We start from the raw sequence: 26,669 nt of genomic DNA on the forward strand, positions 1-26,669 counted from the left end.
GGATATAGAGATGGGAATGAAAATTGGGAACGATCCCTTTCATAAGCGTACTGAAACAGGCATTGGGGATCAATTTATGCGACAGGCTGTCAGGAAAGCTCAAGATGGTCTTAGAGTTAAGAAATTAAAAGCTACTGAGAGTCTTGGGAATTGGGAGGAATGGCGAGCTTTAGGAGAAGAAATTCGAAAGCATACATTAGAAAACCTTGATTATTATTTATATGAGCTGAGTGAAAATATTGAAAAAAACGGTGGTTTCGTTTATTTCGCAAAGACTGCAGAAGACGCAAGGGAATATGTAAAAGAGATTGTAAAAAAGAAAAATGCGAAAAAAATTGTGAAATCAAAATCGATGGTAACAGAAGAGATTAGTTTAAATGAAGCGATTGAAGAAGCTGGAGCAGAAGTGTTAGAAACAGATCTTGCTGAATTTATTCTACAAGTGAACGACCACGATCCTCCCTCGCATATTGTTGTTCCATGCCTTCACAAAGATAAAGAACACATTTGTGAAATATTTAAAACAAAGTTAAATTATACTGGAACATCTGATCCTACGGAAATGGCGAGGTTTGTAAGAGATTATTTACGTGATGATTTTTTTGCAGCGGATATAGGAGTGACTGGATGTAACTTTGCTGTTGCAGAGTCTGGATCAATTTCTATCGTAGCAAACGAAGGAAATGCAAGACTTACTACGACACTTCCGAAAACGTTGATTACAGTTATGGGGATGGAGCGTATTGTTCCGACATGGGAAGAGCTTGATGTTTTAGTAACACTTCTATGCCGAAGTTCTGTAGGACAAAAGTTAACAAGTTATATTACAGGGTTAACTGAGCCTGGCGGGGAAGATGGACCTGAGGAATTTCATTTAGTCATTGTTGATAATGGTCGTTCCGATATTGTAGGAACGGAATTCCAAAGTGTCCTCCAGTGCATTCGTTGCGCGGCATGTATTAATGTGTGTCCTGTATACAGGCATATTGGTGGACATGCATATGGCTCTATTTATCCAGGACCAATTGGAGCTGTGTTGACACCGCTTTTAGGGGGATATGATGAATATAAGGATTTACCTTACGCATCTAGCCTTTGTGGTGCTTGTACAGAAGCGTGTCCAGTGAAAATCCCGTTACATGACTTATTAATTAAACATCGCAGCCGCATTGTAGAAGAAAAACGATCACCTGTAGCTTGGAACGTGGCTATGAAAGGTTTTGAAAAAGCGGTGAAGAGTCCTAGACTATTTTCTTTTGCAGCGAAGAGCGCTCCGTATGCATTAAAACCTCTTGCAAAAGGGGATAAGATCGAGCGTGGAATTGGACCGTTAAAAGCTTGGACGGATGCGAGAGATTTTCCAGTTCCGAAAAAACAACCGTTTCGAGAGTGGTTTGAAAAACACGAAAAGGAGAACAATGATGGCCATCCAAAATCGTGAGGAATTTTTACTCCAGTTATCAGAAAAGCTTGGTAGGAAACGTCCAGAAGCAGTGGAAAAACCGAACTGGTCTTTTTCCCCGCAGTGGATTGTTTTTGACGGACTGGCGCAAGACGAACTTGTACTAAAGTTAATAGAGCACTGCGAAGTCATTCATACAGAAGTAAAGCGAACAACAAAGGAAAATCTTGTTGAAACATTGGGGTCTTTTATAAAAGATTGGAATATCGAATCTGTTATATGTTCGAATGATGAGCGCTTTAATGAGTATGGTCTTACACCATGTTTCAGCAATGAAGGAACAACACATTTTCGTACATGGGGATTAGATCATAAAGAAGAGGACATAGCATTTGCGAAAGCTGCTGACCTTGGCATTACGTTCAGTGATATGACTTTGGCAGAATCAGGAACCGTTGTACTATTTAATGACGGGTTAAAAGGAAGACATGTGAGTCTTCTTCCGGAGTCATATATTGCAATCGTTCCGAAAAGTACGATTGTACCAAGATTAACCCAAGCTACAAAACTGATTCATGATCAAAATAAAGCGGGAGAAAACTTGCCAGCTTGTGTGAACTTCGTTTCTGGTCCGTCAAATAGCGCAGATATTGAAATGAACCTTGTCGTAGGTGTACACGGGCCAATTAGAACAGCGTATATTATTGTGGATGATCAATAATGATTTACGTGTGCGACAGAGCGCCCGCGCATACGAGTTGGAAATATAAATGAAACATTATAAGAGTACTGAAAATAGAAAGCGCTGGCTGTTAAATATAACCGGGGCTTTTTATTTTGCGTGCCCTTACTGGTGAAGAAACCTTAAGAAGGAAAATTTTAATCTCTGTTTCAGTTTTCTACGCTACTATAACTAACTGAATTGTGTCTTTTCTTAGAAGCTAAACACACTATAACTAGCTCCAATTATAATGAATACGATAAAGAGCAGAATGATTAATAAAAGCCCACTACTACCGCTCTTACCATCTTTGCCATCTTCACCGCCGCTACCACCCTTACCGCCAGATCCCATATGAAAACCCTCCTTATCGTTATACATTGTTTTTACTTTATATTTTTCTAGGTTCATCAAGAAGTTCCTTTTAAAACTCTAATTAACTTGCAAATCATTCATTTTCATTTTACAATTTACTTACCGACCGATAAGTAAAAATAAGTGAGGTATAGTATGACAAAGAATTTACAAACATCGCAGCACATTGTAGAGGCATCATTTAAACTAATGGCAGAGCATGGCATTGAGAAGATGAGTCTTTCAATGATTGCGAAAGAAGTAGGTATATCAAAGCCAGCTATTTATTATCATTTTCCGTCTAAAGAAGCGCTAGTTGATTTTTTATTTGAAGAGATTTTTTCTGGATATTATTTCGTTAATTACTTCGATAAAGAACAATATACGAAAGAAAACTTTGCAGAAAAGTTAATCGCAGATGGTTTACATATGTTGTCTGAGTATAGAGGCCAAGAAGGCATATTACGCGTTATAAATGAATTCATCGTAACTGCGACGCGAAATGAAAAGTACCAGAAACGCTTATTTGAAATACAAGAAGAGTTTTTAAATGGATTCCACGATTTATTAAAGAAAGGTGTGGAACTTGGTGTTGTGTCACGACATGCAACTGAAGAAAACGCCCATACGTTAGCGCTCGTTATTGATAATATGAGTAATTACATATTAATAGGATTCCAGTTAAAGTATAAAGAAATTTGGATTCAAAATGTGAAAAACGTAATGAAGGAGGGAGAATAAAAATGAAAATGCAGAAAAACTGGTGGCTCGGTTTTCTGGGGTTAATTGGAATTTATAAAATCCCAGGTATGATTGAAGCTTTCCAAGCGGATAAAGGTTGGTTCGCGTTAATTAGTTTAGTTTGGCTGCTTTGGTTCGGATATTTTATTCCTGAGAAAAAAGAGGATAAATAATAAATTTTCAATTTTATGTAAAGTTATGTAAAATATAGATTGAGACAATTCATATATTAGATTAATAGATTTGGAGTGGTTACATGGATCCATTGAAAAATGAAATTCATCCTGACATGATCAAGGTGTGGAAAGTTCGTGCTGTAATTGAGGAAGGGATCGGTATTCTCGTCATTTTAGTTTACCTGTTCCTTATGATAAAGTTTGATTGGTGGGCGTGGATTTTGTATGTGCTGATCGGGTTAACAGTTGCACTAGCACCATTTGAGTACTTCCTATTCCCGAAACTGCGTCAGCGTTATTATAGCTATCAATTAAATGAAGAAGAGCTTGAAATTCAGCACGGTCTTTTCGTCGTAAAGCGCGTATTAGTACCGATGATTCGTGTACAGCACGTTACGATTGAACAAGGGCCAATTATGAGAAAACATGGATTAGCAGAATTACATATTTCAACAGCGGCAACTTCTCACAGCATTCCAGGCTTAACGATGTATGAAGCGGAAATGTTAAAAACGAGAATTGCAGAATTAGCGAAAGTGAGTGATGAGGATGTATAAGAGGCAGCATCCCATTACGATGTTATTAGAATTAAAAATAACAGACTTTATACCATTACTTATTTTCATGTTTAGTTTAAATGGAAAGTTTCCATTTTGGTATTTAATTCCCGCTGGATTCGGTTTACTCACCGTTTTTTCAGCGTTTGAGAAATGGTATTACACAACATACTGGGTTGAAAATAACGTATTACATGTTAAACAAGGGCTCTTTGTGAAGAAGGAGAGCTACTTAAATAAAGAACGTGTCCAAACGATTAATACAAGTTCAAACGTGTTATATCAAATGCTCGGTTTAAAGAAAATTCAAATCGAAACAGCTGGCGGAGGCGATGATGCCGAAGTAAGCCTAGCTGGTATTACAGAAGATGAGGCGAAGGAGCTTATTTTCTTACTAAATGAGCCAACTCCAGAAGTAAAAGCAGAAGAAACATCAGAAGAAGTAGTAGAAAAAGAAGTTATGACAGAGGAAAAGCAAGCGACAGAGTACAAATTAACTTTGAAAGAAATTTTATTAGCATCTGTTACATCCGGTCAATTTGGATTATTATTCTCATTAATCTTTTTCGTGTATCACCAAGTAGATGAGTACATTCCGAAATGGATAAAAAATAGCGTAGAGTCGTATGTAATGGATCATGATATATACGGCTGGATTTACATGGTAGCTATTTTACTCGTCCTTTCGTGGATTATATCTACAATTGGTTACGCGTTAAAACATGGTAATTTCACAGTAAATCGAAAAAACGATGAAGTGCGTATTTCTCAAGGATTACTTGAAAGGAAAGAACTTGTACTAAAGTTACACCGCATTCAAGGGATTACGATAAAAGAAGGTATTTTCCGTCAGATGTTCGGTTATTGTGCTGTGCAAGTCGAAGTCATTCAAAGTAAGGGATTGGGAGAAGAGAAAGACAAAGTTACGCTGCATCCGATTATTCGAAAAGATCGTGTGCAAGAGTTACTCGCTCATTTACAATTGCCATATGAACTGAATACAAATATTACTGCATTACCAAAAGCAGCCTTGCGCCGTTATTTAATTGATAGTTTCATTTTCTTCGCAATGCTAGCAGTCCCGCTTACTGGGATAAGCATATACTTTGAAAAGTATTTCATCATGTGGGCGTTGTTACCGCTAGCTATCCTCATCTTTACACTTGGATACGCAACATTTAAAACAAATGGTTACGGTGTAAACGGAGAACAAATTACGATTATACATCGTAGTATTGGGAAACATACAGGACTTGTAAGAAGAAGACACGTCCAATCAATTGAAAAAACACAATCATATTTCCAGCGCCGAGCGGATTTATGTACGTATACGTTTTCTAGTGCATCATCGAATTATAAACTAGAGCATACGAGAGTAGAAGATGCGGAGAGAATGCAGGATTGGTATAAGAAGAGAATAAGTGAGGATTAAATGAAATGGCTTGCCTATATGAAAGGCAGGCTTTTTTGTTATGGAGAAATGAGTAATTTGATTCATATATGGGTGCAAATACAGCTCACATTTCTCAATACGTATCAGAAAAAAGTAGTACCTTTCTATTTCAGGGAAATTCGTGAAATTTTTGATATAAATGGTATACTAATATAGAAATAATATTAGGAGGTTATATATGATAAGTCAGTTGAAAAGAGAAGCACTTGATGCATTAAAAGGAAAATGGGGATTAGCGGTAGGGGCAACCTTATTACTTGGAATCCTTATTGGAGCTGTTGAACTTCTAATCACAGGTGTTTTCTCGACGTTTTGGGGTTGGGAAGAAGCAAGTGATTCGCTTACCGTAAGTATTATTGCAATGCTTGTTATCGGTCCGTTAACAATAGGCGCCTATTATCTTGTTTTAAATGTAATCCGTGAGACTAGTGCTCGCATTGGTGATTTATTTAGATGGTTTAGCGATGGAAGTAAGCTTATGAAGTCGTTTTTAACATATTTACTAATGTATGTATACTTGATGCTATGGACATTACTTCTTATTATTCCGGGTATTATTAAATCATTTTCTTATTCTATGACGTATTTTATTTTGAATGATCGTCCAGAATACACAGCGAATCAAGCGATTACCGAAAGTCGCCATATGATGAATGGACATAAAATGGATTACTTTTTACTATGCTTAAGTTTCCTTGGCTGGTTCCTTTTAAGTATTCTTACTTTAGGAATCGGTTTCTTATGGTCTGCACCTTATTTCTACGCGACATCGGCAGCGTTTTATGAAGAGATTTCAAAAGAATATTATAAAAAAGAAGGTACTACCTTCTAATAAAACACCTAAACCACTTATCCCCTAAAGAATATAGGGAACAGACGGTTTAGGTGTTTTGATATGTGTTCTGTTTTCGGGTTCACTTCAGGATAAGGTATAGGTTTTTATATAGAAATTATTCCCTCTATGTTTTATCATAGAGGGCTATTTTTTTATGTAAAAATGATAGAAAATAATGAATAATATATGTGAAGGGAAAAGTGAGGTGAATGAGATTGAGAAAATTTTTAATTCCGTATTCATTTTCTATATTAAGTTTCTTTATTTCAGCAACGGCACTTGATTTATATGATAGGATGGGAAAAAATGATGAGATGACTTCGCCGAACATAATTGGAAAGATAATTCAATCTACTGCGCAAATGGGAGTCCTTACATTGTATTTTGGAGTACCTATCATTTTAGGTGGCTGTCTTCTTGGTGAGCTATTGTTTAGAGGTATCATTTTACGATTTAAACTAAGCTATATTGTATCTTTATTATTATATTTACTTTTAGCTTGTAGTATTGTTTCAGTAACGGTTGGGATTCCAACTATATATGAAGCTTCTAATATTTTTTTCATGGGAATAACTATGATTTGCGCTGTGACATTCTTTGTGGGCCGGAATATATGGGAGAAAAAACAAGTTAATAATGGAGTGACAGAATGAAATATACTTGTCCATGCTGCGGGTATAGAACAATAGAAGAAGAACCACCAGGTACATATGAAATCTGTAACATATGTTATTGGGAAGATGATTCTGTTCAGTTTAACGATCATGACTTTGAAGGCGGAGCAAATGAAGTTTCGTTAAGACAAGCACAGAGAAATTTTATTGTATTTGGTGCTTGCGAGGAATGTTTCGTTGGATCAGTTAGAAAGCCGACTAGTGAAGATGTGAAGGATGCTAGTTGGAGAGAAATTTGTTAAGTGGTTTATAGGTAGAAAATGTTATTACTTATAGAAAGAGAAGTAATAACATTTTTTATTTAGTGATTAAAGGATTGGCACCGTCTTATAAAATAAAACAATAAAGCTGATAGGGTGGTAGGAAGACCAGCGTCGAAAAATGCTTGAAAACTAAAGGATAGGAAATCGACTCGTTAAAATTGTATTTCACATTTATGGGGATATTAGGAACTTATATAAATGTATAGATGTATAGTCTACGGAGTGTATTTAATGTTATCATATTGGATGATATGGAAATTTTTAATAGAAGAAGCAACTAACAATTCAAATGTAATGAAGCCTATATTGAATAAAAAATATCTAGTAGTATTCAACAATATTAAAAATAAAATACGTATTTAGATAGAATTAGTAGAAATGAGGGTTTAAAAAGGAATGAACACGAGCATAACACGGCAAAAAATTTTAGCCGCCGCTTCTCAAATTGTTCAATTTAAAGGAGTAGCTAAGTTAACTTTAGAAGCAGTAGCAAAAGAGGCAGGTGTAAGTAAAGGTGGGTTATTGTATCACTTTTCAAATAAAGAAGCTTTAATAGAAGGCATGATACTTAAAGGGACAGAGGAGTATCATGGTGCTATTCATAATAAGGTAACGGAAGACACAGAGAAGAAAGGAAGGTGGGTTCGTTCTTTTGTAGAGGAAAGATTAAGTAATGGGAAAAGAACAGAAGAGTTGTGTAGTAGTATGATGGCAGCATTAATGCTAAAACCTGAATTACTTGAGCCATTACAACAAGCATTTCAGCAATTGCAAACTAAAATAGAAAATGATGAAATGGATTCTGTTTGTGCCACAATTATTAGATTAGCAGCTGATGGATTATGGTATTCGGAATATTTAGGGATCGGAAGACTAAGCCCTGAATTAAGAGAAAAAGTGATTCAAGCCCTTATTAATGCTTCCTATAAATAGAATATATAAACTATAGAATAAAAAATAATTCCCCATTGGTGTATTTAATCCGGCGGGGAATTATTTTTTTTATTAGAATAATAGAACAATTGTATAGGTGTTGAATTATAACCGTCCAGACGGTATAGTAATATTTGGTACAAGTGGAAAATGAAACAAAAAAAGAATAAAACATATTTTTAGCACACTATTCGAAAGGATAGGCCGCAAAGCTTAGAGTCTACGGTAATATATATTGGTTACTAAGATCGTCTGGTTGCACTTTTTGATGCAACCGGACGATCTTTTTTATTATATAAATATAATATTCAAGGAGGAAAATATGCAAGTGAAAAGTACTAAAAGGCACATTTCAATGATTTCATTAGTTTTTCTAGTATTATTTTCAGTGCTGAATGTGTGGGCTCCAGTTATTCAAGCTGCTGTGATGAAAAGTCCAGTGGATGATATTAGCATTTCCCGTACTGATGGCACGACATCTGAACCATATCAGGCCTCAGATGGTATGAAAGTAGAAGTGAAGTGGTCAGCTAAAGAACAGATAAAGAGTGGAGATCAATTCACAATTGATATGCCAAAAGAATTTCGAAAAGATCTTATGAATCTGAGTTTTCCTTTAAAAGATGCTGAAGGAAAAATAGTTGGTACATGTGAGATGAAAAATGGTCTATTGACGTGTACTATGGGTGATTATGTAGAAGGAAAGAATAACATTAAAGGTTCTTTATTCGTAGAATTCTATTTTGCTCTAGAAGCATATGATGGTGTTCAAAAAATCCCATTAGACTTTAACGTTGATGGTCAAATCGTAAATAAAGAAGTAAGTGTAAATAATACGACAGAGAGACCGAAGCCACAGCCCAATACAGATAATCTATTGAAATGGGGTTCTTATAATCAGGAAGATCCTTCAATTGCAGACTGGACGGTATATGTAAATGCAACTGGAACAGAAATGCAAGATCTTAAATTAACAGACACATTAGGACCTGGGCATGAGTTAATTACAGACAGCGTGGTATTAGAAGAGGCTGTATTTGAAGATGGCTATGCACCAACAAATGTTAAGCCAGCAGATTTATCTAAAATTAAAATCAATACAACGAAGACTGGATTTACAATTGAATTTCCAGACAGTTCAAAAGGTTATATTTTAAGATATAAAACAAAGATTACCAATCCCGCTGCAAAGCCTCATAAAAATACAGTGAAATTAGAAGGCAAAAATATTAAAACTGAAGAAAAAGTAGGAGAAGTATTCGTAAGTGGTGGGGGAGGAACCGGTTCAGGCGAAGATAATCCACCTAGTATTGAAAAGAATATAGTTGATGAGAATGGTAAGCTTGTAGAGAATCAGCAGTTAGCGCAAATGGATCAACCTATTCAATATCAAGTTGGTACACATATACCAAACGATCCTCCTAAATACACATCTATGGTAATTAGTGATGATTTAGAAGATGTATTAGAAGTATTAGAGGCAAAAGTGTATGATCAAAATGGCCAAGATATTACTTCTAAAGGAACACTAAAGATAGATAAACAAAAAAGTGAAGTAACATTTACGTTCGGTGAGAGTTTTGACTATAAGTCATATGAAGACCAGATAATTAACTTGAATATTAAGGCGAAAATTAAAGCTGATGCAGACTTATCTTCTTACGTAGATAAGAAGATTCCTAATAAAGCAGAATTACATTTTGATGATAAGAATTTAACATCGAATGAAGTAACTGTTACGCCGCCTGCACCTCCAAAAGATGGTACAGTAGCTATTCATAAAATAGATGCTGAGAATCCGAATAAAGGGTTAACAGGTGCCGAATTTGCAGTTCGAAATAGTGCGGATAAGGTTGTTGCAGTACTGAAGACGAACGAAAATGGTTTTTCAGTACCTCAAACTTTAGCTCCTGGGACGTATAAAGTTTATGAAATAGTTGCGCCAGATGGATATCAAAAATTAGAAAGTCCGGTAGAGGTTACACTTCAAGCTGGAGAAACAAAAACAATTGAAATTAAAAATACCATGCAAAAGGGTCTAATTGAATTAAAGAAAATTGATTCGGAAAATGGTGGTAAAGCGTTAGCAAATGCAGAGTTTGATGTAGTAAAAGACGGTGTAGTAGTTGAACATATTATTACAGATAAAGACGGTAAGGCAATTTCTAAACCGTTAGCACCAGGAAAATATATTTTAAAAGAAACGAAAGCGCCCGAAGGATACCAATTAAAAGAAAAAGAGTTCGAAGTAAATGTAACAGGGGACGGCATATTCCCAATAACAGTAGAAAATGCAATGGTAGACAAAGGTAATGTAGAAATTACAAAAGTGGACAAAGACAGCGGCGCAGTATTAGCGGGTGTCGAATTTGAAGTCCAAGATGAGAAAGATAAAGTGGTAAGAAAAGTAGTAACAGATAAAGATGGAAAAGCAAACGTTTCAGATCTATCAGTAGGAAAGTACAAATTAGTAGAGACGAAAAGCTTACCAGGTTACAAGAAACTAACAGAATCAGTATCATTTGAAATTAAAAAAGGTATGACAGAAGTTTTATCATTGAAAGTAGAAAATGAGCAGTTAGACAAAGGCTCATTAGAAATTACAAAAGTAGATAAAGACAGCCAAAAAACATTAGCAGGCGTAGTCTTCGAAGTGCAAGATGAAAAAGGAAAAGTGTTAAAAAAAGTAACGACAGATAAAGATGGAAAAGCGAATGTCTCAGACTTATCAGTAGGAAAATACAAATTAGTAGAGACGGAAAGCTTACCAGGTTACAAAAAATTAACAGAGCCAGTATCATTCGAAATTACAAAAGGTATGACAGAAGTCTTATCACTGAAAGTAGAAAATGAGCAGTTAGATAAAGGCTCAGTAGAAATTATAAAAGTAGATAAAGACAGCCAAAAAGCATTAGAAGGTGTAGTCTTCGAAGTGCAAGATGAAGCTGGAAAAGTAATAAAGAAAGTAACAACAGATAAAAATGGGAAAGCAAAAATTGCAGACCTATCAGTAGGGAAATACAAACTAGTAGAAGTTGAAAGTTTACCAGACTATAAGAAACTAACAGAGCCAGTATCATTTGAAATCAAAAAAGGCATGACCGAGGTACTATCATTAAAAGTAGAAAATGAAATGGTAGATACGGGAAACGTAGAGATAACGAAGATAGATAAAGATAATAAGGCGCCGTTAGCGGGAGTAACGTTTGTTGTCCAAGATGAGAAGGGCAATGAGGTGAAAAAAGTAACGACAGATAAAGATGGAAAAGCAAATGTTTCAGATTTACCTGTAGGAAAGTATGAATTAGTAGAGGTAGAAAGTTTACCTGGTTATAAAAAGTTAGAAAAACCAGTATCATTTGAAATTAAAAAAGGTATGACGAAGTCTTTAACATTTACTGTAGAAAACGAAATGGTGGATACGGGGAATGTTGAAATCACGAAAATAGACAAAGATAGTAAAGCACCATTAGAAGGTGTTGTGTTTGAAGTACGTGATTCAAAAGGGAAAGTAGTAACAAAAGTAAAAACGGATAAAGATGGAAAAGCAAATGTTTCAGATTTATCTATTGGAAAGTATGAGTTGGTAGAAGTAGAAACACCAGCAGGATACAAACCGCTAGAAAAACCAATTTCATTCGAAATTGAAAAAGGTAGAGTAACAGCATTACAATTAACTGTCGAAAATGAATTAGTGGATACAGGAAATGTAGAAATTACAAAAGTAGACAAAGAAAATAAAGATGCTTTAGCTGATGCAGTATTTGAGATTCAAGACGAAGCAGGACAAGTAGTCGCTAAAATAACGACAGATAAAAAAGGACACGCACAAGTTACTAATTTATCAGTTGGAACATACAAGTTGGTAGAAGTAAAAGCACCAAAAGGATATAAGCAATTAGTAGATCCGATTACTTTCCAAATTGAAAAAGGCATGACAAAATCTCTTACTTTAACAGTAGAAAACGAAATGTTAGACAAGGGTAACGTAGAAATTACAAAAGTAGATAAAGAGAACCAAAAAGCATTAGCAGGCGTAGTCTTCGAAGTGCAAGATGAGCAAGGCAAAGTAGTAACAGAAGTAACGACAGATAAAGAAGGAAAAGCAACAATTTCAGATTTATCTGTAGGTAAGTACAAATTAGTAGAGAAAGAAAGCTTACCAGGTTACAAAGAACTAACAGAACCAGTATCATTCGAAATTACAAAAGGTATGACGAAAGTTTTATCATTGAAAGTAGAGAATGAACTATTAGACAAAGGTTCAGTAGAAATTACAAAAGTAGATAAAGAGAACCAAAAAGCATTAGCAGGCGTAGTCTTCGAAGTGCAAGATGAGCAAGGCAAAGTAGTAACAGAAGTAACGACAGATAAAGAAGGAAAAGCAACAATTTCAGATTTATCTGTAGGTAAGTACAAATTAGTAGAGAAAGAAAGCTTACCAGGTTACAAAGAACTAACAGAACCAGTATCATTCGAAATTACAAAAGGTATGACGAAAGTTTTATCATTGAAAGTAGAGAATGAACAGTTAGACAAAGGTTCAGTGGAAATTACAAAAATGGCTGCTGAAAGCAAGAATATATTATCAGGAGCTGTGTTTGAAGTTCATGATGAAAAAGGTAAAGTAGTAGCGAGAGTAACAACAGATAAAGAAGGAAAAGCAAAAGTCTCAGATCTATCTGTAGGTAACTACACACTTGTAGAAGTAGAAGCACCAAAAGGATATGAAAAATTAACTAATCCAATTCCATTTGAAATTACAAAAGGAATGATAAATTCAGTTCAATTAGAAGTATTAAACGAATTGAGTCATTTAGCACCACCAGGTCCAGAAAAACCAGATCCAGAGAAACCTGGAACAACAGATCCAGAGAAACCTGGAACAACAGATCCAGAGAAGCCTGGAACAACAGATCCAGAAAAACCGGAAACAACAGATCCAGAGAAGCCTGGAACAACAGATCCAGAAAAACCGGAAACAACAGATCCAGAGAAGCCTGGAACAACAAATCCGGAGGAACCTGGAACAACGAATCCAGAGAAGCCTGAAAAAGAATTACCGAAGACAGGACAGAAAATGCCTGTGGAACCATATATGGGAGCACTTCTTATAATGATGAGTTTTGGGTTACTCGTATTAGGTAGAAAACAACAGAGATAATAAAAGTGGAAAGGTATCCTCAAAGTATTTGAGGGTACCTTTTTAGCATAAAAAAAAGCATCTAGCAAAAGTACTAGATGCAAATAAAAACACAAGGGAAGATAAATGTCTTCCCTTTTCCCGTAAGTAATTATATCAAAAAAATTATAAAAAACTAGCTTTATTTTTAATATAATGAATGTGTGAAGCTATGAAAGTAAAAGATTACACTATTTTCGTAGTGTTTTTTATTAAAAGGAGTGAATTATAGTGCTCGGAGTAAAATTTTATGATTGGAAAAAACAACGTCCTAAAAAACATTATTTGCGTGTGCATGAAATTAGGATTTTTGAGTTAATTTTCTCAAAGAAAATTAACGAGTTTGAAATGGGATTGGGAGAGATTGAGCAAGTTACTGTCTATTGTTTAGCTAATGAAAATACTGATATTTCATATAAAGTGAATAGAGCTTTAGGTGAAATTTGTGTATATGTTCCTTACGATTTTATGGGATTTTTAACACTTGATTCAGTTGAAGAGAAATACAATGAGTTTTGTAAATTAGTACATCAATATGTTATCCCCGGACTTGAAGAAAACTCTACTCTCTCACCACCTATTGTTAGAAAGTATGTCGAAGAGTCTTTGGGAGAAATTGTGAAACGAAACTATGAAGGGATATTTTTAGTAGGAAAGACACCTAAAAAAAGCCCAAGCCGTAAGAAGATAGCGATATTAAAAGGAATTCATCGTGTTAAAGGTTTCCAACTACGATGTGAGGTGTACGATGAAAAGGGTTTAAAGATTCGCGATCAATTATTGGTGGAAGAGGTAGGTAACGAAATGGTGTATTCAAGATTTTTAGGCACATTAAAATGGGAAAGTGAAAATTTAATTGTGGTCAAATCAAAATCTAGTAGTTGGAAAGAAGAAATTTATATTTAATAATAAAGCTATTATAGAAGAAATGATTTGTAGAAAGAAGAGATGCTATTGCTTCTTCTTTCTTTATGTTTATTCGATTAATGAAGGGGATTTTAAAGAAATGCTCGACACAATGTAAGAAACTATAATTTTACAAAACTGTATATAACAACTAATATATAATTAATAAATTCATATAATTGGAGTGATGAGATGCAGCCGTTAGAGAGGGAGATTCATTCTAATATGCTAAAAGTGTGGAGAATTCATGCTTTAATTGGGGCGGCAGTTATACTAGCAGTCGTAATTGCGTATTTCTTTTTTATGATTAACTTTAACTGGTGGGGCTGGTTGTTTGGATTGTTAGTGACAGGAGCAGTTATATACATACCACTCGACTATTTTGTATTTCCAAATTTACGTCAACGTTATTATAGTTACAGATTAAATGAAGAAGAGATTGAGATTCAAAAGGGAATGTTCGTTGTGAGGCGCGTACTTATTCCGATGATCCGCGTGCAGCACGTAACGATTGAGCAAGGGCCAATTATGAGAAAGTATAATTTAGCAGAATTACATATTTCAACAGCGGCAACTTCTCATAGTATTCCAGGTTTAACGAAAGAAGAAGCAGAGCAGTTGAAAAGACAAATTGGAGAACTTGCGAAAGTGAGTGATGAGGATGTATAAGAGGCAACATCCGATCACGATATTATTAGGTATTAGGATTTCTAGTTTATTTCCACTTATTATCCTTGTTATGTTTAAACCTGAAGAACAAGTGAAACCCTGGTATTTATTTTATCTTTTCATCTTGTTTATTATATTCATTATGGCGATATTTTCAGCTATAAAATGGTATTTCAAAGTGTACTGGATTGAGAGTAATATTTTACATATAAAACACGGTGTTTTTGTGAAGAAGGAAAGTTATTTAAATAAAGACCGTGTGCAAAATATTAGTACATCTTCTAATGTCATTTATCAAATGCTTGGACTTACGAAATTAAATATAGAAGTAGCGGGCGGCGGTAGTGAGCCAGAAGTGATGTTAGCTGGTATTAGAGAAGATAAAGCGAAAGAACTGATTGCTTTATTACATAAAGAGAGAAGCGTTTTGAGTGAAGAGGCGCCCGCAGAAGAAGAAAGTAAGACGGTTTATCGGTTAACAGCGAAAGAAATTTTATTCGCATCTATTACATCTGGCAGATTTGGATTAGTGTTTTCTATGTTAGTAATCCTTTACACAGAGTTTAATGAATTCCTTCCAAAATGGCTCATAAATAAAGTGGAAGCGTATGTGATGGATAACGGTGTATATGAATTAATCGTTATGGCCGCGATTTTAATGGCGGTTTCGTGGGTCGTTTCGACAGCTGGTTATGCGCTAAAATATGCGAACTTTAAAATAGAGCGAAACGGAAATGAAATTCGTATTGTGCAAGGGTTATTTGATAAGAAAGAGTTTGTCTTAAAGCTCCACCGCATTCAAGCAATTACTGTAAAAGAAGGAATTCTCCGCCAGCCTTTCGGTTATTGCTCTGTCGAAGTGGAAGTCATTCAAAGTATAGAAGCGGCAGGGAATGAAGTGATGTTACATCCTTTTATGAAGAAAAAAGATGTACAGCAGCTACTTGCCTATTTACAGTTGCCCTATGAAATAGAAGAGGAAATCGTTCATTTACCGAAGGCTGCATTACGCCGTTACGTCATAATGGGCTGGATTACAAGTGCTGTGCTCGCTGTGCCAATCGCTGGTGCGAGTATATATTTTAAACAACATACTGCGTTGTTCGTTCTTATACCGCTATTTATTGTATTTACAATACTTGCATACGCTAGATATAAAAGTGGTGGATATATGATACGAGACAATCAGTTAGTAATGGTGCACCGAGGTCTCGCGAAATATACAGGGATCATGCGAAGAAGGCATATTCAAGTGGTAGGATATAATCAGTCGCATTTTCAAAAGAAAGACGAGTTATGTACAGCTGCCGTATCAGTAGCGGGGCATGGCTATAAAGTGAAGCATATGCGAAAAGAAGACGCGCTTCGCATATATAATTGGTACAAAGAAAAAGGAAACACCGTGTAATGGTGTTTCCTTTATTTGTGTCGTGATTTGTCGATAAGTTGATATATTCGAAAAATCGCCGATATAATTTCATATACCGCCGACTCCGAACTCCGAAAATTAAACTAACACATCAAAAGTAGTCACGAACGACGGGCGAGAGAAAATGCTTTTTTGCTGTTCTGCATGTGGATGCGCCTGAGCCTGAGCTTGTCCCTCTGCTTGTGCAGGACGTTTTTTATGAGCGTTTTCGAATGAACGTGATTCTGTCCAGTCTTTAAAGTTTTGCTCAGTTTCCCACATCGTTAAGATGACATATGTATCGTTACTTAATGGGCGAAGAACACGGATTGCCTGGAAGCCAGGCTCATTTTCGATTAGACCAGCACGGTTTTTAAAACGGTTTTCAAATACTGGGCGACCTTCGTCTGTTACAGAAATGTTGTTACAAACGATGTAGCCAGGTTGTCCTTTAAATTCTCCAACAGCGTCTAATACGTCATACTGAAGTGTGGATTCCACAGATTCTTCAGTATTTTCTTTATAAAACATATCTTTTTCGTTATTTTTTGCAGTGAAATGTGCTTGTTCTAGAGGTGTTTCGTATGAAATAATAGCCTTCATTTTAATGCCCCCTTTATGGTTTGTCTCTATTATATCAATTCTCTTAAAAAACTTCGAAGATTATATACATAAAGATACTTCTTTTTCAAATAATAAATGTACCATCATTTGGAAAGAAGGCCGATGTATGAAGAAAGCAAAGTGGACTTTATTAGGCGGGGTAGCAACGTTCGTAGTAGCGATTGTACTCTATAAACTTATTGTGTTAACTGGTGGCTATATGATGGATGAAAAGCAGCTTGTTTTCCACTCTTCATCACGTATCGTTGACCAGAAAGGAAAAGAAATTACGAAGTTATATGTAGAAAATAGAGAGCTCGTGCCGATTGAAGAAATTCCAAAGTACGTGCAGCAAGCATTTATTGCTGTGGAAGATTCTCGTTTTTATGAGCATCAAGGAATTGATTACCCTTCTATATTTCGGGCGCTTTATAAAGACGCGTTAGCTGGAGAGAAGGTAGAAGGCGGTAGTACGATTACGCAGCAACTAGCTAAAAATGTCTTTTTAACTCGCGAAAAAACATTTACGCGTAAATTGAAAGAGGTCGCAATTTCTCTTCAATTAGAGCAAAAATATACGAAGCAACAAATTCTTGAAATGTATATGAACCATATTTATTTCGGTCATGGGGCATATGGTATTCAAGCGGCAGCAAAGTTGTATTTTAATAAAAATGTAGAAGATTTAACAGTGGAAGAGGGAGCTATGCTTGCAGGGCTTCCGAAAGCGCCAAATGGCTATTCACCGTACTTATCCCTAGAAAAGAGTAAAGGGCGCCGTGATCTTGTTTTGTCACTTATGCATAAACAAGGCTATTTAACAGCGGAAGATAGTGTTCGTTACCAAGGGAAAACAATCGCTCTTTATAAAAATTCAGATGAACGTGAACTCGCATATATGCCGTATATCGATATGGTTATAGATGAAGCGGCGCGTTTATATGGTTTATCGCATCAAGAAGTACTGCGCGGAGGATATACGTTTGTCGTACCGATGGATGAAAAAGTTCAAAAGGTAGCATATAACCAGTTTCAAGATGCGAGAAATTTCCCTGGTAAAGAAAACGGGGCGCAAGGTGCATTTTTATTAATGGATAATCAGACTGGCGGAATTAAAGCCGCGATTGGCGGAAGAGAGTATGTTCCGAGAGGGCTTAATCGCGTTTTTGCAAAGCGGCAGCCTGGTTCTGTTTTAAAGCCGCTTATCGTATATGGACCTGCACTTGAGACGAAGAAATATAATCCATATTCTTTATTAACGAATGAAAAAAGTTCGTTTGAAGGTTATGAACCTCGAAATTATAATCATGAGTATACGAAAGAGATGACGATGTACGATGCGGTATTAGAATCAGCAAATGTGCCAGCTGTATCTTTATTAAATGAATTAGGGGTAGATGAGGGAAAGCAATATTTAGAGAAAGGGAATGTTCATATTGCAGACTCAGGTTTAAGCACAGCACTTGGCGGGCTGAAAAATGGTGTTTCTCCATTTGATCTTGTCAAAATGTACCGATCTTTTTTAGCAAACGGGAATATTATCGAACCGCACGTTATCGATAAAGTGTTAAATAGACACGGGGCGGTCATTGGAGAATCATCAAAAGCTGAAACGAAAGTCTTTTCGAAGCAAACGGCATGGTATATGACAAAGATGCTTGAAGGAGTTGTGAAAGAAGGTACGGCAAAAGCTGGCGTATATAATGGGGCTTTAGCTGGAAAAACAGGCACAACTTCACTGCCGAATGATGACAATGGTGCGCGTGATATGTGGTTCGTTGGATATACACCGAATTTAGTAGGTGCAGTTTGGATTGGCTATGACCGCACCGATAAAGAGCATCAATTACAAGATGGAAATGCATCTGCAACGATGTTATTTAAAAAGATTTTAACGAAAGCAAATATACAAGATAAAGCGAGTTTTCATAGGCCAAAAGGTGTTGAAACAATTGGACTGCCAATTCGTTTAGATAAGATTCAAAACGTGGAAGCAAAACTAGCATTTAGTCCTTTCGGTTTATTTGCAATGAAACTAAGCTGGACGCCGCTTCCTGATGAGAGAATTATGTACCGGATTTATAAAGTTGAAAAAGGAATTCATACTCACGTTGGAACGGCAAAAGGAACAGGGAAATATGAGGAAAAGTTTATTAATATATTCTCAAAACCAAGTTTTTACGTTGTGCCATATAACACACAAACGAACCGTGAAGGAGAAAAGTCAAAAGTAGCTAAACCGTAGTTTTTCTCTGTGCTATAATAAGAATGTTGTGAAAATAGTAAACGTTTTTACGAACGTTTGTGTCAATTTAATGAACAACGTACATAATGTTATGCATTTTGTTTTTACAAGCTGTATAGTAAAAAAAGATAAATATCGGAATAGAGCATATTTAAAGAAAAAGCATTGGTAAGGAAGGGAGCTAGGGTCTTGGTAAGAACTATAAATGAGACATTTTTAAAAGCATGTAGGGGGGAACGTACAGAGTATGTACCAGCATGGTATATGCGTCAAGCAGGTCGTTCACAGCCGGAATATAGAAAGATAAAAGAGAACTATTCTTTATTTGAAATTACACATAATCCAGAGTTGTGCGCTTACGTTACAAAGTTGCCAGTTGATCAATATAACGTAGACGCAGCAATTCTTTATAAAGATATTATGTCACCACTACCTGCAATTGGTGTTGATGTGGAAATTAAATCTGGCATTGGTCCAGTTATCGATAATCCAATCCGTTCTTTACAAGACGTAGAAAAATTAGGGGAAATCAATCCAGAAGATGACGTACCTTACATACTAGATACAATTCGTTTATTAACGACAGAAATGTTAGATGTACCGTTAATTGGTTTTTCAGGAGCTCCATTTACGTTAGCGAGCTATATGATTGAAGGCGGTCCTTCTCGTAATTATCATAATACGAAAGCGTTTATGTATGCAGAGCCGAAAGCTTGGTTCGCTTTAATGGATAAGCTTGCAGATATGGTTATTACATATTTGAAAGCGCAAATTAATGCAGGAGCAAAAGCGGTTCAAATTTTCGATTCTTGGGTTGGAGCAGTAAATGTAGCGGATTACCGCATATTTATTAAACCAGCGATGGAGCGTATTTTTGCAGAAGTTCGTAAGGTGGGTGTTCCAATGATTATGCACGGCGTAGGTGCTGCACATTTAGTGAATGAATGGCACGACTTACCGCTTGATGTAGTAGGTTTAGATTGGCGCTTACCGATCGAAGAAGCACGCGCACGTGGTGTTCACAAGGCGGTACAAGGAAATATGGATCCTTCATTCTTATTAGCACCTTGGCCTGTTATTGAAGAACATGTAAAAGGTATTTTAGATCAAGGGATGAAGCAGCCAGGTTATATCTTTAACTTAGGTCACGGCGTATTCCCAGAAGTAAATCCAGATACATTAAAACGCTTAACTACATTTATTCATGAGTACTCTAAAGAACAGTTAGCGAAGTAAAGGAGATTGTCTGTATGAAAAAGAAAATTGGTTTGCTTGTAATGGCATACGGAACGCCATATAAAGAAGAAGATATTGAACGTTACTATACACATATTCGCAGAGGAAGAAAGCCAAGTCCTGAAATGCTAGAAGATTTAACAGAGCGTTACCGTGCAATTGGTGGTATTTCTCCTTTAGCTACTATTACATTAGAGCAAGCTAAAAAGTTAGAAACGTGTTTAAATGAAGTTCAAGATGAAGTAGAGTACCACATGTATCTTGGTTTAAAACATATTGAACCGTTCATTGAAGATGCAGTACAAGCTATGCATAAAGATGGAATAGAAGATGCAATTGCACTCGTTCTTGCCCCTCACTATTCTACTTTTAGCGTGAAGTCGTATGTAGGACGAGCGCAAGAAGAAGCAGGAAAACTTGGGAACTTAACAATTCACGGCATCGATAGCTGGTACAAAGAACCGAAATTTATTCAGTATTGGGTCGATGCAGTGAAAGGTATATATAACGGTATGTCAGAAGCAGAACGTGAAAAAGCAGTGTTAATCGTATCTGCACATAGCTTACCAGAAAAAATTATCGCACTCGGCGATCCATATCCAGATCAATTAAACGAAACAGCTGACTATATTGCACGTGGTGCTGAAGTAGCAAATTATGCAGTTGGCTGGCAAAGTGCCGGAAATACACCAGATCCTTGGATTGGTCCAGATGTACAAGATTTAACGAGAGAATTAAATGAAAAGCACGGCTACAATTCATTCGTATATGCACCAGTTGGATTTGTTGCGGAACATTTAGAAGTTTTATATGACAATGACTTTGAGTGTAAAGTTGTAACGGATGAAATTGGCGCGAAATATTATCGTCCCGAAATGCCAAACGCATCGGACGCATTTATCGACTGTTTAGCAGATGTTGTATTAAAGAAAAAAGAATCTGTAATGTAAGTAGAAAGGGGGAGCTTACTTGAGGAAAAAAGTTGTGATCATCGGCGGTGGCATCACAGGATTGACAACAATGTATAACTTACAAAAAGAAATTCGTGAAAAAAACTTGCCGATAGATGCATTGCTTATAGAAGCGTCTGGTAAACTTGGCGGGAAAATTCAAACCGTTCAAAAAGATGGATTTACAATTGAGCGTGGCCCTGATTCTTTCTTAGCAAGAAAAAAGAGCGCAGCTAAGTTAGTGAAAGAATTAGGACTTGATGCTGAACTTGTAAATAATAAGGCCGGTCAATCGTTCGTTCTCGTAAACAATCGGTTACATAAAATGCCGAGCGGTTCAATGATGGGAATTCCAACGCAAATTACGCCGTTTCTATTTTCCGGATTGTTCTCCCCAATTGGTAAACTAAGAGCTGGTTTTGACTTACTAATGCCTAGATCAAAACCAGTTTCTGATCAATCACTCGGGCAGTTTTTCAGGCATCGCCTTGGAAATGAAGTCGTTGAAAATTTAATTGAGCCATTATTATCTGGTATTTATGCAGGGGATATTGATGAAATGAGTTTAATGTCAACATTCCCTCAAATTTATCAAATTGAACAGGAGCACCGTAGTATTTCACTCGGTATGCGTACGCTCGCTCCAAAGCAAGAGAAGGCTGAATTGAAAAAAGGAATCTTTAAAACTGTGAAAACCGGTTTAGAATCTATAGTAGAATCTCTTGAAGCGAAGATTCCTAATGATATGGTAATGAAGGGAACTCGTATCGAAAAGGTTGCAAAACTTGGTGATAGTTATACGATTACGCTTAGTAACGGAAAAGAAATGGAAGCAGACGCGATTGTAGTTGCGACGCCGCATAAAGTATTGCCATCTATGTTTGCGCAGTATAAGCAGTTTCGTTTCTTCCGTAACATTCCGTCTACATCAGTTGCAAACGTGGCACTTGCTTTCCCAAAGTCTGCAATTCAGCGTGATATTGAAGGTACCGGATTTGTCGTATCAAGAAATAGTGATTACACGATTACAGCGTGTACGTGGACACATAAAAAATGGCCACATACAACGCCAGAAGGAAAAACGCTTCTTCGCTGTTACGTCGGACGCCCAGGTGATGAAGCGATTGTTGAACAAACTGACGAAGAAATTGTGCAGCTCGTACTCGAAGACTTACAAAAGACAATGGATATTACAGAGGATCCAGAGTTTACAATTGTAAGCCGCTGGAAAGAAGCGATGCCTCAATATACAGTAGGCCATAAAGAGCGAATGAAAAAGCTCACAACATTTATGGAGGAAGAATTGCCAGGTGTGTATTTGGCAGGTAGTTCTTACGCTGGTTCTGGTCTTCCAGCTTGTATTGAGCAAGGTGAGAGAGCTGCAAAGTGTGTGCTAACTCATTTAGAGAAAGTAATGGAGACTGAATTAGTCGCACATTAAAATATTTCAAACAAAACGCCTTCAATTATATAGAAGGCGTTTTGTTTATTGGATAAAATACCTTTAGTCAATAAAGCTATATAAGTTATTTTGTATTATAGTTTGAAAACTTGTAAATTAAATAAATTTTGTGTAAAACTTGTCGAAATATAGTTCTATATAACGAATCATTTGATATGATAGAAATGCTGAGAAAATATGAATTAGGGAGAGGAAAATGGCTGTGAAGAAATTGTTAAGTATCTTTTTATCATTATTGCTATTGCTTTCATTTACTGGAACTTTAGCGCAGGCGGAAGAAACTACTTCTATGTCAGTAGAGAAAGCAATTCAAGTATTTAAGCAGCAAGGGAAAACGAAGGGGATAGTGGAAGGATATATCGTTGGGTATACGCAAAGTCCTTCTAAATACACGAAAGATCCGGCTAAGTTTGACGACACAAACGTGGCAATTGCCGATTCGCCAAACGAAACGAATCCAGACAAAATCATGCCTGTTCAATTGCCAAAAGGCGATGTGAGATCGGCAGTAAATGTGAAAGACCATCCTGAAAATATCGGGAAGAAAGTTAGGTTGACAGGGACGCTTGAGTTATATTTCGGTAGCCCAGGTTTAAAATCAGTAACAGCTCATAAGTTTCAAGGAGAAGAACAAAACCGCGTTAGCGATGTAGTGGCATCACCAAATGGTGGGGAAGTTGCAAAAGGAACAGCGGTAACATTAACAACGAATACAGAAGGAGCAACAATCTACTATACGTTGGATGGCTCTAATCCTACAAATAAAAGTGTTCTTTATAACGGACAAATTGTAGTGAATGAAAATAGTGTAGTGAAAGCAATCGCTGAAAAAGAAGGGCTTACTTCTTCAGCAGTTTCGACATTTTCATTTATAATCGTAACAAATGAACCAGTTCGTATTCATGATATTCAAGGGAAATCACATATTTCTCCTTACAATGGGAAGAAAGTAAACAATGTGGAAGGCGTTGTCACAGCGCTTGATAAAAATGGTTTTTATATAGAAGATAATCAGCCGGATAATGATCCAGCTACTTCTGAAGGTATTTACGTATACAAAAAAGATACGAATGTAGCAATAGGAGATCTTGTCCAAGTTGATGGAGAAGTAGAAGAATATGTTGGGCCTGGATATGCAGAGCGATTTGAAACAGACTTAACGACGACGGAAATTAAGGCGAGTCGCGTTGCAGTAATCGCAAAAGATCAACCTTTACCAGCGCCGATTGTATTAGGAGAAAACGGTGTAAAAATCCCTGATCAAATTATCGATAATGATGCATTCGGTCTATTTGATCCAAATGAAGATGCAATCGACTTTTATGAAAGTGTAGAAGGCATGCGCGTTACGATGCCAACGCCAAAAATTATCGCTCCGCAGAAAAACGGTAATTTATATGTAACAGTAAAAAATGGCGGAGATAAAGTAGTAACGAAGTATGGTACACCTTTATTAGATAAAGAGCAATTAAATCCAGAGCGCCTTTCTGTAAAAGTACCTCGTGATTATGTCGCGAAAGTAGGCGATACGTTCACTGGAGATATAACAGGCGTAGTAGGATATGACTACGGTTCGTTCCGTATTTCGCCAGTAACGGAATTACCATCTGTAGTGGACGGCGGATTTAAGCAAGTAGGGGCAAATATTCAGCCGCGTCTTGATAAGTTAACAGTTGCTACATATAACATTGAAAACTTCTCAGCGAACAAAAAAGAAACAACAGATGAAAAAGTAAAAGCGTTAGCTTATTCTATTAAATATAATTTAAAAATGCCTGATATTATCGGCGTCCAAGAGATGCAAGATAATAATGGATCAATTAATGACGGTACGACTGATGCATCTTTAAGCGCAAAACGTATCATTGATGCTGTATTAGAAATTCGTGGACCGAAGTATGAGTATGTAGAAATTGCGCCGAACAACAATCAAGACGGCGGGGCACCTGGAGCGAATATTCGCGTCGGTTTCTTCTATAACCCATCTCGTGTGAAATTAGCGACAGTACCGAAGTCACTAGATAAAAATGTAGTTCGTATTGGAGACGAAAATCCTTTATTTGAAAGTACACGTAAACCGTTAGCTGCAGAATTTACGTTCCAAGGACAAAATGTTGTTGTCATTTCAAATCACTTAAACTCAAAACTAGGAGATGCAACGCCATTTGGAAAAGTGCAGCCGCTCGTATTAAAGAGTGAAGAAAAACGAGTTCAATTAGCACAAGAAGTGAATCATTTCGTACAAGGTATTCAAGAAAAGAATACAAATGCACCAGTTGTTGTATTAGGTGATATGAATGACTTTGAATTCTCTAAACCTTTAGAAGCACTAGAGGGAACGATATTAAAAGATATGTTAAACACAGTGCCGAAAGAGAACCGCTACACGTACATTCATGAAGGTAACGCACAAGTGCTAGATCATATTTTAGTAACAAACAACATCGCACCGCACACAATTGTAGACCCAGTACACTTAAACTCAAACATTATGAAAGAACATGGACGTGTAAGTGACCACGATCCAGTACTTGTTCAAATTGATTTGAAGAAGGCTTCTTAAATAGTCGAGAAAGAACGCTTAGAAATATACTAAGCGTTCTTTTACATTATTAGGAATTCTCATGATAAAATAGATTGAATATTCATTCTTTAATACGAGGAGGTGTAGACATATGGTAGCCCGAATAAACGGGAAATTAATGAATCAGCTTGCAATTTTTTTTAGTACGATCGTCATGCTCCAATTTGTAGCTGATGTAACAGGGCTTACACAGAATCTAGATAGTATGTATTATTTAATAAATACCGCAACTTCCTATATAACGTTTAGTTTGGCGGTTATTTTTACTTTAATCGGTGCAAGAAGAGAATTAAGTAAATATGCAATTATTGCATTATGTTTAGTGGTAGCTATTAAAGCAATTTACTTTGCGACTGTTGTTATTTTGTGGGGGTTGGCTGGCACGCCGTAAATGAATAAAAAAACCTAATTTCCAAGATAACGTGAGGAAATTAGGTTTTTACAATGGCTGAAAAGCTTTTCTACATCGATCTCGTTTTTGAAGTCTTCTCATATATCTTTTTTTGTCCCGTTGTAATCCTTTTATGTACATGAATAAGCTGACAAGGAAGAAAAATGTACATTGTAAAATGTATGGTGACATCCCGTGTAATGGTTGTTTTGGATCATATAAGTGAATAGGTGCTCCGCCTATTGTAGGGAATATTGTATTTAGCAGGACGAAAGGAATGGAAGTAACTGCCAATGGGAATAGAAGTGCCATGTAATCCTTTTGTGACCATGTGGACGCTGCTAAACCTAAGAGGGCCATTAAACCAGCGAATAAAAAATTAATCCCAATATATAGATAAATATAAGTGATGGGAGAAGAGAAATATAACTCTGCGAACATTCCGTTGCCATTTATCATGCTAGTACCGGCAGTTGGATCTCCATTTGGAATTGTTAATTTGCAAAGTAATAAAGAAAGAATGAACGGTAAAGTATAAAGAAATCCACCGCAGAAAAATGTAACGATATACTTTGTAAAGGAATACGAGAATAGGGAAATTTCCTTACTTATAAAAGTTTTGAAACCATCGGATTTATCGGAATTATAACTCGTACTAAATGGTAAACTTGCAATAACAGGCATTAATAATAAATAAATATCCATTTCATTATTACGAAACCCGATCCATTTAAATGCAGTTGCTATAGCCCCATTCGTTGCGTCTCCTAAATAACGAATTACATAATAATAATGATAAATAGAAATAAGAGCTAATCCACTAAACATAATAATTAAAGAAACACGATTACAAAAAGCTTGCCTTATATTTAAACGAAGCGCACGCATCATGACTGAAAAAGCCTCCACTATTTTTATAAATCT

23 protein-coding genes and 1 riboswitch are annotated in these 26,669 nt (G+C 36.3%); of the genes, 20 read left to right on the forward strand and 3 right to left on the reverse strand.

The features are described from left to right. Nucleotides 1-10: 10 nt before the first annotated feature. Complete coding sequence (locus tag MR155_RS10975; protein WP_242309735.1) at nt 11-1,441, forward strand: LutB/LldF family L-lactate oxidation iron-sulfur protein; 1,431 nt, start codon at nt 11-13, stop codon at nt 1,439-1,441. Then, nucleotides 1,422-2,123 (forward strand): LutC/YkgG family protein, encoded by a 702-nt coding sequence (locus MR155_RS10980; RefSeq protein WP_242309738.1) that lies wholly within the window; start codon nt 1,422-1,424, stop codon nt 2,121-2,123. Before MR155_RS10975 ends, MR155_RS10980 begins: the two co-directional genes overlap by 20 nt. Nucleotides 2,124-2,336: 213 nt before the next feature. Here the strand turns inward: MR155_RS10980 and MR155_RS10985 are convergent, their stop codons facing one another. Then, nucleotides 2,337-2,477, reverse strand: coding sequence for a sporulation protein YjcZ (locus MR155_RS10985; protein WP_113936597.1), 141 nt, complete (start codon nt 2,475-2,477; stop codon nt 2,337-2,339). 156 nt (nt 2,478-2,633) lie between these two features. Here MR155_RS10985 and MR155_RS10990 point away from each other — a divergent pair, with 156 nt between their 5' ends. The 12 genes from MR155_RS10990 to MR155_RS11045 all read left to right on the forward strand — a co-directional run bounded on the left by MR155_RS10990 (nt 2,634) and on the right by MR155_RS11045 (nt 16,274). Then, entirely contained in the window at nt 2,634-3,218 is a 585-nt protein-coding gene (locus MR155_RS10990) for a TetR/AcrR family transcriptional regulator (protein ID WP_242309741.1), read from the forward strand. Nucleotides 3,219-3,220: 2 nt separating this feature from the next. Then, nucleotides 3,221-3,391 carry a hypothetical protein gene (locus MR155_RS10995; protein ID WP_002188645.1) on the forward strand — a complete coding sequence of 57 codons (171 nt, stop codon included), beginning with the start codon at nt 3,221-3,223 and terminating at the stop codon, nt 3,389-3,391. Nucleotides 3,392-3,474: 83 nt separating this feature from the next. Continuing rightward, a complete protein-coding gene (locus MR155_RS11000) occupies nt 3,475-3,951 on the forward strand; it encodes a PH domain-containing protein (protein ID WP_113936595.1) in 477 nt (158 codons plus the stop codon). Beyond that, on the forward strand, nt 3,944-5,383 hold the full coding sequence (locus tag MR155_RS11005; RefSeq protein ID WP_242309744.1) for a PH domain-containing protein: 1,440 nt from the start codon (nt 3,944-3,946) through the stop codon (nt 5,381-5,383). Before MR155_RS11000 ends, MR155_RS11005 begins: the two co-directional genes overlap by 8 nt. Before the next feature lie 199 nt (nt 5,384-5,582). Then, a complete protein-coding gene (locus tag MR155_RS11010) occupies nt 5,583-6,236 on the forward strand; it encodes a DUF975 family protein (RefSeq protein WP_242309747.1) in 654 nt (217 codons plus the stop codon). Between the two features lie 218 nt (nt 6,237-6,454). After that, a complete protein-coding gene (locus tag MR155_RS11015; RefSeq protein ID WP_242309750.1) occupies nt 6,455-6,892 on the forward strand; it encodes a hypothetical protein in 438 nt (145 codons plus the stop codon). Beyond that, nucleotides 6,889-7,155 (forward strand): CPCC family cysteine-rich protein, encoded by a 267-nt coding sequence (locus MR155_RS11020; protein ID WP_242309753.1) that lies wholly within the window; start codon nt 6,889-6,891, stop codon nt 7,153-7,155. Before MR155_RS11015 ends, MR155_RS11020 begins: the two co-directional genes overlap by 4 nt. 417 nt (nt 7,156-7,572) lie before the next feature. Further along, complete coding sequence (locus tag MR155_RS11025) at nt 7,573-8,109, forward strand: TetR/AcrR family transcriptional regulator (RefSeq protein ID WP_242309756.1); 537 nt, start codon at nt 7,573-7,575, stop codon at nt 8,107-8,109. A gap of 171 nt (nt 8,110-8,280) precedes the next feature. Continuing rightward, a riboswitch (cyclic di-GMP riboswitch) is annotated at nt 8,281-8,373 on the forward strand. 58 nt (nt 8,374-8,431) lie between these two features. Next, nucleotides 8,432-13,273: a SpaA isopeptide-forming pilin-related protein gene (locus MR155_RS11030; RefSeq protein ID WP_242309759.1), complete on the forward strand. Its 4,842-nt coding sequence runs from the start codon at nt 8,432-8,434 to the stop codon at nt 13,271-13,273. Between the two features lie 249 nt (nt 13,274-13,522). Further along, the gene (locus MR155_RS11035; protein ID WP_242309761.1) at nt 13,523-14,197 is read left to right on the forward strand and encodes a hypothetical protein; all 675 of its coding nucleotides are present in this window, start codon (nt 13,523-13,525) and stop codon (nt 14,195-14,197) included. A gap of 192 nt (nt 14,198-14,389) precedes the next feature. Next, nucleotides 14,390-14,866 carry a PH domain-containing protein gene (locus MR155_RS11040; protein ID WP_113936586.1) on the forward strand — a complete coding sequence of 159 codons (477 nt, stop codon included), beginning with the start codon at nt 14,390-14,392 and terminating at the stop codon, nt 14,864-14,866. After that, nucleotides 14,859-16,274 (forward strand): PH domain-containing protein, encoded by a 1,416-nt coding sequence (locus MR155_RS11045; protein ID WP_242309764.1) that lies wholly within the window; start codon nt 14,859-14,861, stop codon nt 16,272-16,274. The genes MR155_RS11040 and MR155_RS11045 overlap by 8 nt, the downstream gene beginning before the upstream one ends. A 99-nt stretch (nt 16,275-16,373) precedes the next feature. Here MR155_RS11045 and hmoB read toward each other — a convergent pair whose 3' ends face one another. After that, nucleotides 16,374-16,877, reverse strand: coding sequence for a heme-degrading monooxygenase HmoB (gene hmoB, locus MR155_RS11050; RefSeq protein WP_002087141.1), 504 nt, complete (start codon nt 16,875-16,877; stop codon nt 16,374-16,376). A 127-nt stretch (nt 16,878-17,004) separates the two neighbouring features. On the opposite strand from hmoB, the gene MR155_RS11055 reads away from it, so the two are divergent. The 6 genes from MR155_RS11055 (at nt 17,005) to MR155_RS11080 (ending at nt 25,745) form a co-directional block, all read left to right on the forward strand. After that, nucleotides 17,005-19,122, forward strand: coding sequence for a transglycosylase domain-containing protein (locus tag MR155_RS11055; protein ID WP_002011154.1), 2,118 nt, complete (start codon nt 17,005-17,007; stop codon nt 19,120-19,122). Nucleotides 19,123-19,311: 189 nt separating this feature from the next. Then, nucleotides 19,312-20,358, forward strand: coding sequence for a uroporphyrinogen decarboxylase (hemE, locus tag MR155_RS11060; RefSeq protein WP_113936583.1), 1,047 nt, complete (start codon nt 19,312-19,314; stop codon nt 20,356-20,358). A gap of 14 nt (nt 20,359-20,372) precedes the next feature. After that, complete coding sequence (gene hemH / locus MR155_RS11065) at nt 20,373-21,308, forward strand: ferrochelatase (protein ID WP_242309767.1); 936 nt, start codon at nt 20,373-20,375, stop codon at nt 21,306-21,308. Nucleotides 21,309-21,327: 19 nt separating this feature from the next. Beyond that, nucleotides 21,328-22,749 (forward strand): protoporphyrinogen oxidase, encoded by a 1,422-nt coding sequence (gene hemY, locus MR155_RS11070; protein ID WP_219301541.1) that lies wholly within the window; start codon nt 21,328-21,330, stop codon nt 22,747-22,749. Between the two features lie 217 nt (nt 22,750-22,966). Next, nucleotides 22,967-25,333: a DUF6359 domain-containing protein gene (locus MR155_RS11075; protein WP_242309770.1), complete on the forward strand. Its 2,367-nt coding sequence runs from the start codon at nt 22,967-22,969 to the stop codon at nt 25,331-25,333. Between the two features lie 112 nt (nt 25,334-25,445). Continuing rightward, nucleotides 25,446-25,745 (forward strand): hypothetical protein, encoded by a 300-nt coding sequence (locus MR155_RS11080; RefSeq protein ID WP_242309773.1) that lies wholly within the window; start codon nt 25,446-25,448, stop codon nt 25,743-25,745. 48 nt (nt 25,746-25,793) lie between these two features. Here the strand turns inward: MR155_RS11080 and MR155_RS11085 are convergent, their stop codons facing one another. Next, nucleotides 25,794-26,636 carry a hypothetical protein gene (locus tag MR155_RS11085; RefSeq protein WP_242309776.1) on the reverse strand — a complete coding sequence of 281 codons (843 nt, stop codon included), beginning with the start codon at nt 26,634-26,636 and terminating at the stop codon, nt 25,794-25,796. Between the last annotated feature and the right edge of the window lie 33 nt (nt 26,637-26,669).

The sequence above is a fragment of the Bacillus cereus group sp. BfR-BA-01331 genome, assembly GCF_022663915.1.
Classification (GTDB): domain Bacteria; phylum Bacillota; class Bacilli; order Bacillales; family Bacillaceae_G; genus Bacillus_A; species Bacillus_A mycoides.